This window comes from Streptomyces sp. NPDC060198, assembly GCF_042728415.1.
In the GTDB taxonomy this organism is placed as follows: Bacteria; Actinomycetota; Actinomycetes; order Streptomycetales; family Streptomycetaceae; genus Streptomyces.
The window spans coordinates 1-6819 of the sequence record NZ_JBHWZJ010000371.1 but is presented as its reverse complement, the minus strand read 5'-3'; the positions used below and the strand labels follow the sequence as shown (position 1 = coordinate 6819).

6 protein-coding genes are annotated in these 6819 nt (G+C 72.2%); 2 read left to right on the top strand and 4 right to left on the bottom strand.

All coding sequences use genetic code 11. From position 1 onward, the window contains the following. Positions 1 to 2117 (bottom strand): SpoIIE family protein phosphatase (locus ACFWEP_RS29480; RefSeq protein ID WP_387374545.1); only part of this gene is annotated, 2117 nt, incomplete at its 3' end. Between the two features lie 224 nt (positions 2118 to 2341). Here ACFWEP_RS29480 and ACFWEP_RS29475 point away from each other — a divergent pair. Beyond that, a complete protein-coding gene (locus ACFWEP_RS29475; protein ID WP_387374543.1) occupies positions 2342 to 3412 on the top strand; it encodes an enoyl-CoA hydratase/isomerase family protein in 1071 nt (356 codons plus the stop codon). Between the two features lie 43 nt (positions 3413 to 3455). Here ACFWEP_RS29475 and ACFWEP_RS29470 read toward each other — a convergent pair whose 3' ends face one another. From ACFWEP_RS29470 to ACFWEP_RS29460, 3 genes are all read right to left on the bottom strand, one after another. Continuing rightward, positions 3456 to 3683 (bottom strand): hypothetical protein, encoded by a 228-nt coding sequence (locus ACFWEP_RS29470; protein WP_387374541.1) that lies wholly within the window; start codon positions 3681 to 3683, stop codon positions 3456 to 3458. Positions 3684 to 3776: 93 nt separating this feature from the next. Beyond that, the gene (locus ACFWEP_RS29465) at positions 3777 to 4271 is read right to left on the bottom strand and encodes a hypothetical protein (RefSeq protein ID WP_387374540.1); all 495 of its coding nucleotides are present in this window, start codon (positions 4269 to 4271) and stop codon (positions 3777 to 3779) included. A 142-nt stretch (positions 4272 to 4413) separates the two neighbouring features. Continuing rightward, positions 4414 to 5796, bottom strand: a complete 1383-nt coding sequence (locus tag ACFWEP_RS29460; protein ID WP_387374538.1) for an FAD-binding oxidoreductase — start codon at positions 5794 to 5796, stop codon at positions 4414 to 4416. Positions 5797 to 5957: 161 nt separating this feature from the next. On the opposite strand from ACFWEP_RS29460, the gene ACFWEP_RS29455 reads away from it, so the two are divergent. Beyond that, positions 5958 to 6818: a pentapeptide repeat-containing protein gene (locus ACFWEP_RS29455; protein ID WP_387374536.1), complete on the top strand. Its 861-nt coding sequence runs from the start codon at positions 5958 to 5960 to the stop codon at positions 6816 to 6818. The last annotated feature ends 1 nt before the right edge of the window (position 6819 follow it).

The window sequence follows — 6819 nt, the reverse complement described above, 5'->3', positions numbered from 1 at the left end:
GGCGCCGGAGGGGCGGCGGGCGGACCGGACGGCCCGATCTCGCACCACACGGCCTTCCCTTCGCCCCTGGGCTCGATTCCCCACCGGAGGGCGACGGCGTCCAGCAACAGCAGCCCGCGGCCCGAGGTCGACGTCTCGCCGGGGGAGCGCCTGCGCGGCCACACGCTGGAGCGGTCCTGGACCGAGAGGCGTATGCCGCGCACGGGCTCGGGAAGCACCTCCACCGTGAGCACCGCCCCTCCCTCCGTGTGCAGCAGCACATTGACCAGAAGTTCACCGGTGACGAGTTCGGCGTCGTCGGCGAGGTTCTCCATGCCCCAGTCGGCCAGCGCCTGGCGGACGATCGAGCGGGCGTCCGAGAGGCCCTCGGGGTCGGCCTGGTGAATGTACTGGTGCAGTCGGGGTGCCAGAGGGGACCCCACGTCCGGACTGCGCCGCAGCACCAGCAGCGCGACGTCGTCGCCCGATCCCCAGCGCTCCCACAACCGCTCGGAGAGGTGATCGGCGAGCGCCTCGGCTTCCGGCGGCCCTGTCCGCACCTCCTGCGCCAGCGCCGTCAGCCCGGTGTCGATGTCGGATCCCGGCTCCTCCACCAGGCCGTCGCTGAAGAGCACCAGGGTCTCGCCCGGCACGAGATCGAGACGGGTCTCGGGGAACTCCTCGTACCCGAAGTACGTCGAGATTCCGAGCGGGAGGCCGCCCCTGACCTGAGGTTTGCCGACCCGCCCGTCGGCGTGCCGGACGAGGGGCTCGAAGTGGCCCGCGCGTGCCACGCGCAGGGCGCCCGATCCGAGATCCACCTGGGCGTAGGTGCATGTCGCGAAGCGGTCGGTGTCCAGTTCGGAGAGGAAGCGTGAGGCCCTGGCCAGCACGGTCGCCGGGGGGTGCCCCTCGGCGGCGTAGGCGCGCAGGGCGATCCGGAGCTGTCCCATGATCGCTGCCGCGTGGGTGTCGTGTCCCTGCACGTCGCCCACCACCAGGCCGTACCGGCCGTTGGGCAGCGGGATCACGTCGTACCAGTCTCCGCCGACCTCGCGCCCGGTCCTCGCCGCGTGGTAGCGGACCGCGATCTCGCCGCCCTCGACGCTCTGGATGCGCCGAGGCAGCATCGCCGCCTGGAGTCCGGTCGCGAACTCGCGCTCCTCGTCGAAGAGAGTCGCCCGCTGCAGGCTCTGCGCGAGGATGGCCGCGAGGCCCAGACAGAGAATGCGCTCGTCCGCCTTGAACGACATCGGCTTGGCGTAGAACATCGCCAGTCCGCCCAGCGAGCGTGACTGGGCGACGAGCGGCAGGTAGGCGGCGGAGGAGAAGCCCAGATGGTCGACGTGGGACTTCAGCGACGGATAGCGCCGGACCAGGTCGTCGGGGGAGGTGATGAACCGGGGACGGCCGCTGAGGATGGTGTCGACCAGCGGCAGCTTCCGGCCGAGATCGCCGGAGCCCAGTCCGTCGAACGCTTCCAGCGTCTGCCCGCTCACCGCGACGACGTTCAGTGACGCGTTCTCCACCAGCCCGAGCGTCACCCCGTCCGAACCCAGTCTCACCGTTCCCCCCGGTCCGGTCAGCGCCGCCGTCACGTCGTCCACGGAGGCGGCACGCGACATGGCGCTGGTCGTCCGCTCGACGATGCTCGTCTGACGCTGCCGTCGCTTCTCCAGTTCGAGTACGAAATCCGAGTGCGTGACCTCCGCCGTCGCGTCCCGCACCACCCCGACGATCCGGTGGGCCCTGCCGTCCGGGTGGCGCAGGATGCGGGCCTGCGCGTGCGTCCACTGGACCTCCCCGTCCCGCATCGGCACCTGGAAGTGCACGCTGTACGAACTGGCGCCACTGGTGACGGCCTCGTCGATGGACAGGTCCAGGCGTTCACGCTCCGCGGGCTCCAGCAGCTCGACCAGCGTCCCCGGGCGGCTGGCGTCGAACGTCGCCGGATCCACCCCGAACACGATCAACCCGGCGTCGTCCACGTTCATGGTCCGGGTCTCCAGGTCCCAGTCGAAACTCCCGGTCCGGTTCATCGCCAGCCGCTGGACCGTGCCGATCCCGCTGTCGGATGCGGAGGCATCCGGACGCGGCTGCGCCGACGCGTGATCCGCGGACTCTGTCTGCTCGGTCATTGCGGCTCCGGAGGTCGTCCGGCGGCGGGCCCTACGGGCTGTGAGGAAAGCCCCTGATCGTCCAATTGTCGAGCCGCTCCGGTGGGAGTGCCACAGATGCTGGTGGGCCCGCCGCGCACCCGGACGCCCCCACGCACGGGTGCCCCCGGCCACGCCGCACAATGGCGGGAATTGATCGTCCGCACCCGCGGGCGCCGCCGCGGAAGACGTAACGGAGCCCATTCATGACCGACGACGCCCCCGTCCTCCCGCACACCGACGGTCACGTCCGCCACATCACGCTCAACAGGCCGCGCGTGCTGAACGCCCTCGACCACGCCTCGGTGCGCGCCCTCGACGCGGCGCTCGCGGCGGCGGAAGGCGACGACGCCGTCACCGCGGTGCTGGTCTCGGGCGCAGGGGACCGCGGCCTGTGCGCGGGCGGTGACATCCGCGCCCTGCACGACGACGCCAGGGCCGGCGCCGGCGCGTCCCTCGACTTCTGGCGCGACGAGTACCGGCTCAACGCCCGGATCCACCGTTATCCCAAGCCCTACGTCGCCTACATGGACGGCATCGTGATGGGCGGCGGCGTCGGGATCTCGGCGCACGGGAGTGTACGCGTCGTGACCGAGCGCTCGCGGATCGCGATGCCGGAGACCGCCATCGGATTCGTGCCCGACGTCGGCGGACTCCACCTGCTGTCCAGGGCCCCCGGTGGACTCGGAACCCATCTCGCGCTCACGGGCCGGTCCGTCGGCGCCGCGGACGCGCTGCTGTGCGGCCTCGCCGACCACCACGTCCGCTCGGAGGACCTCCCGGCCCTCACGGCCGCGCTCTCCGGGTGCACGTCCCCCGCCGAGGTGACGGCCACCGTCCTGCGCCACACCACCGCCCCGGAAGCCGGGGAACTCGACGCCGCGCGCGACTGGATCGACAGCTGCTACGCCGCCGACACCGTCGACGGGATCCTGGACCGGCTGCGCGACCACGGGGCCCCCGCCGCGAAGGAGACCGCCGAGGTGCTCCTCACGCTGTCACCCACCGCACTGGTGGTCACCCTGGCCGCCGTACGCCGTGCGCGAGCGGCGGGGAGCCTGGAGGAATCTCTCGACCAGGACTTCCGCGTCTCCACCCGCGCTTTGGCCCACCCCGACTTCGTCGAGGGCGTGCGGGCCCGGATCGTGGACAAGGACTACGCGCCCCGCTGGTCGCCGGCCCGCACCGAGGACGTGCGTGAGAGCGACGTGGCCCGGTACTTCGCGCCGCTGGGCGCGCGGGAGCTCGGGCTGGCACCGCGCCCCGGCGAAAGCTGACCCCGGGGCGCCCGTGCGCCGCGCACCGGAGCGGCGGGGGCTCTCACCGGCTGCTCGCCGACAGGCTGGGCCGCAGCGCCCGTACGAGAGCGAAGAGCCGTTCCTCGTTCCCGGAGAAATTGGCGTCCCGGAGCGCGCGGTCCGCCTCCTCCATCGGCGCGGTGAGCAACGGCAGGCACGAGGGCGCGTCCTGCGGCTCGGTGAGTACGGCCCGCGTGGCCTCCAGCAGCCTGACGTAAGCCTGGGCCGCGGCGAGCTCGTTCTTCTCCATCTCGGCTTCTCCTGGTCAGAGGTGTCGGACCATCAGCATCTCCCACGGGTCCGACAACGACCGGCAACCTGCGTCACGGCGACGCGGACCCCGTCAGCGTGCGGCCGCCTGCCGGAGGTCGTACGGCGGCTCCACCTCCAGGAACCGGCGCCGTCGCGGCCCTCGATAGAGCAGCGCCGTCCAGCCCAGTTCGCCAAGGACACCCGCGCACCGGGTGAGCGACTCCTCCTCGTCCTGGGACGCGCCACTGCCCACGGGGCCCACCCACTCCACGCGGACCGTTCCGGGCGCGGAGCCTGCCTGGACCAGATAGCCCGTCGAGGCCCGCAGGCCCGAGGCGTGCACGGCCGACGGCCCGACACCGGCCGCCTCCAGAGCCAGTGCCACCGCGCGCACGGGGCGCATGACTTCCCAGGCGGCGGGCACCGACTCCGGGGCGGGATGCTCCGGGTTGGTCAGGCGCCGGATCTGCAGCAGGCCCTCGTAGGCGGTGGCCACGGCAGCGGCGCGGGCCGCCGCGGCGGATTCCGGAAGGACCGGACCGTCCCCGGTCGCCGGCTCGAAGCCCGTCTCCTCAGCGTCCGCCATCGCCACCCCTCGCCCCGTCCCCGAAGTCCCGCCGCTCCGAAGCCCCGCTGCACCGAAGTCCCGTTCCTCCTGCGGCCAGTGTGCCGCGGCCCACTGACAACGACAGCGCCACGGGCCCGGTGCCGCGCGGTGCGTCGGCGGGTCAGGCTCCCAGGACGTCCCTGGGCAGCACCTTGCCGGGGTTGAGGATGCCGTGCGGGTCCAGGGCGGACTTCACGGCCCGGTGCATGGCGAGTACGGCCGGACCCAGTTCCCTGCTCAGGCCGCCCATCTTCAGCAGACCCACACCGTGTTCGCCCGTCACCGTGCCTCCGAGCGCGATCGCGTCGTCCAGGATGTCCTCGAACGCCGACTGGGCTCGGGCTCGGGCGGCTTCGTCCCCGGGCGGTGTGATGATCAACGGGTGGAGGTTGCCGTCGCCCGCGTGCGCGATGTTGGCCACCAGGATGTCGTGCCGGGCGGCCGTACGCTCGATCCTCGCCAGCATCTCCGGCACCGCGGTCCTGGGCACGCACACGTCCTCGGTGAGCACCGGGCCCAGGCGCTCGAGTGCCGGGTAGGCGAGCCGCCGTGCCTCGAAGAGCGCGTCGGCCTCCTGCTGGTCGGTGGAGACCGCCGCCCAGGTCGCTCCGGCGCGCTCGAAGCACTCCCGTACGCGTTCCGCTTCCGCGTCCCCCTCGGCACCGGGCGTGTCGACCCTGCCCAGCAGGACCACCTCGGCGTCTGCGGACAGCCCCATGTTCTTCCACGCGTCGACGGCGGCGAGACAGTGCCGGTCGACGAGCTCCAGCGCCGAGGGGATGATGCCCGAGGCCGTGACGGCACTGACCGCCTCGCCCGCCGTCACGACCGAGGAGAAGTACCCGGCGACGGTCCGCTCGGCAGGCCGCTCGGGCCTGAGCCGTACGGTGATCTCGGTGATCACTCCGAGGGTGCCCTCGGACCCGACCATCAGACCGGCCAGGTCGTAGCCCGCGACGCCCTTGGCGGTGCTCCGCCCCAGCCTGACCGTCTCGCCCAGCCCGTTCACGACCTCCAGGCCGAGCACGTAGTCGCGGGTCACGCCGTATTTCACGCAGCACATGCCGCCGGCGTTCGTCGCCACGTTCCCGCCGATGGTGGACCACGGGGAACTGGCGGGATCCGGCGGGTACCAGAGGCCGTGCTCCGCGCAGGCGGCCCGCAGGTCGTCGTTCACGACACCGGGCTGCACGACCGCCAGCCGTTCGGCGGGGTCGATCCGCAGCACCGCGTTCATGTCTTCGAACGAGAGCACGATCGCGCCGTCCACCGCGTTGGCCCCGCCCGAGAGCCCCGTACCGGCACCGCGCGACACGAGCGGAATCCCGTGCTCGACGCAGTGGCGCACCACCGCGCGCACCTCGTCCGTGTTCTGCGGCCTCACCACCGCCCGGGGCATCCCGTACGGAGCCCACTCGGCCTCGTCGTGCTGATAGCGGGCCAGACCCGCGGGGTCCGTGAGAACCCGCTGGGCCGGAATGCTGTCGACCGGTGCGTTCGCCATGCCGGTGGCCACCTCCCTAAACGATGTACGTGCCATCCATCATGGCGGGCACGGATCAGGAGCCTGGAAGCGGGCTGTCGAAAAACGGGACGACCGCACCGGATCTCCGTGGCTAAGCTGCGTGCGCCACCGCCACCGCACGACACAGAGGGACAGCGGACATGAGCCGGACAGCCCGACCCCCCGAGCCCGGTTCAGCTCCGAGTACCGGCACCGGGCCGGATGTCCTGCGCGGCGACTGCGCCAACTGTTTCGGGCTGTGCTGCGTCGCCCTCACCCTCTTCGCGTCCGCCGACTTCGCGGTCGACAAGGGGGCGGGCGAGCCCTGTGCGAACCTCCAGGAAGACTTCCGATGCGGAATCCACCGGCGGCTCCGGCCGGCCGGATACTCCGGATGCACCGTGTACGACTGCTTCGGTGCGGGGCAGAAGGTCTCGCAAGGCGTGTACGCGCGTCAGGACTGGCGTTCCCGTCCGGAGACCGCGGACGAGATGTTCCGCGTGTTCCGGGTGATGCGTCAGCTTCACGAGATACTCAGCCTTCTGACGGAGGCTCTCGCTCTGCCCGCGGCCCGGCCGATCCGCCAGGAGCTGCGGCAGGCACACGACGCCACGGAGCGTCTCACTCTGGAAACCGCCGCTGAACTGGCCGACTTCGACGTGGCAGCGCACCGGGAGACGGTTGCGCCCCTGCTGCGCGGGGCGAGCGCCCTCGTCCGCGCCACCGCGCCCGATCGCCCCGGAAGGCGGCGCACGGGCCGTGATCTCTTCGGGGCCCGGCTGCGTGGCGCGGATCTGCGGGGCGCGGACCTGCGGTCGGCGTGCCTGGTGGCGGCGGACCTCACCGGCGCGGACCTGGGCCTGGCGGACGTGATCGGAGCCGACTTCCGGGACACCCGGCTCTCACGTGCCGACCTGACGGGCACTCTTTTCCTGACGCAGGTCCAGCTGAACGCGGCCCGCGGTGACGCCGCGACGAGAATCCCGCCTTCGCTCGTCCGCCCCGCCCACTGGGACACTTGAC

What these genes read in the sequence shown, in the direction of transcription:
- ACFWEP_RS29475 (WP_387374543.1), top strand. Translation starts at nt 2,342, where the DNA reads ATGACCGACGACGCCCCCGTCCTCCCGCACACCGACGGTCACGTCCGC.
- ACFWEP_RS29470 (WP_387374541.1), bottom strand. Translation starts at nt 3,683, where the DNA reads ATGGAGAAGAACGAGCTCGCCGCGGCCCAGGCTTACGTCAGGCTGCTG.
- ACFWEP_RS29465 (WP_387374540.1), bottom strand. Translation starts at nt 4,271, where the DNA reads ATGGCGGACGCTGAGGAGACGGGCTTCGAGCCGGCGACCGGGGACGGT.
- ACFWEP_RS29460 (WP_387374538.1), bottom strand. Translation starts at nt 5,796, where the DNA reads ATGGCGAACGCACCGGTCGACAGCATTCCGGCCCAGCGGGTTCTCACG.
- ACFWEP_RS29455 (WP_387374536.1), top strand. Translation starts at nt 5,958, where the DNA reads ATGAGCCGGACAGCCCGACCCCCCGAGCCCGGTTCAGCTCCGAGTACC.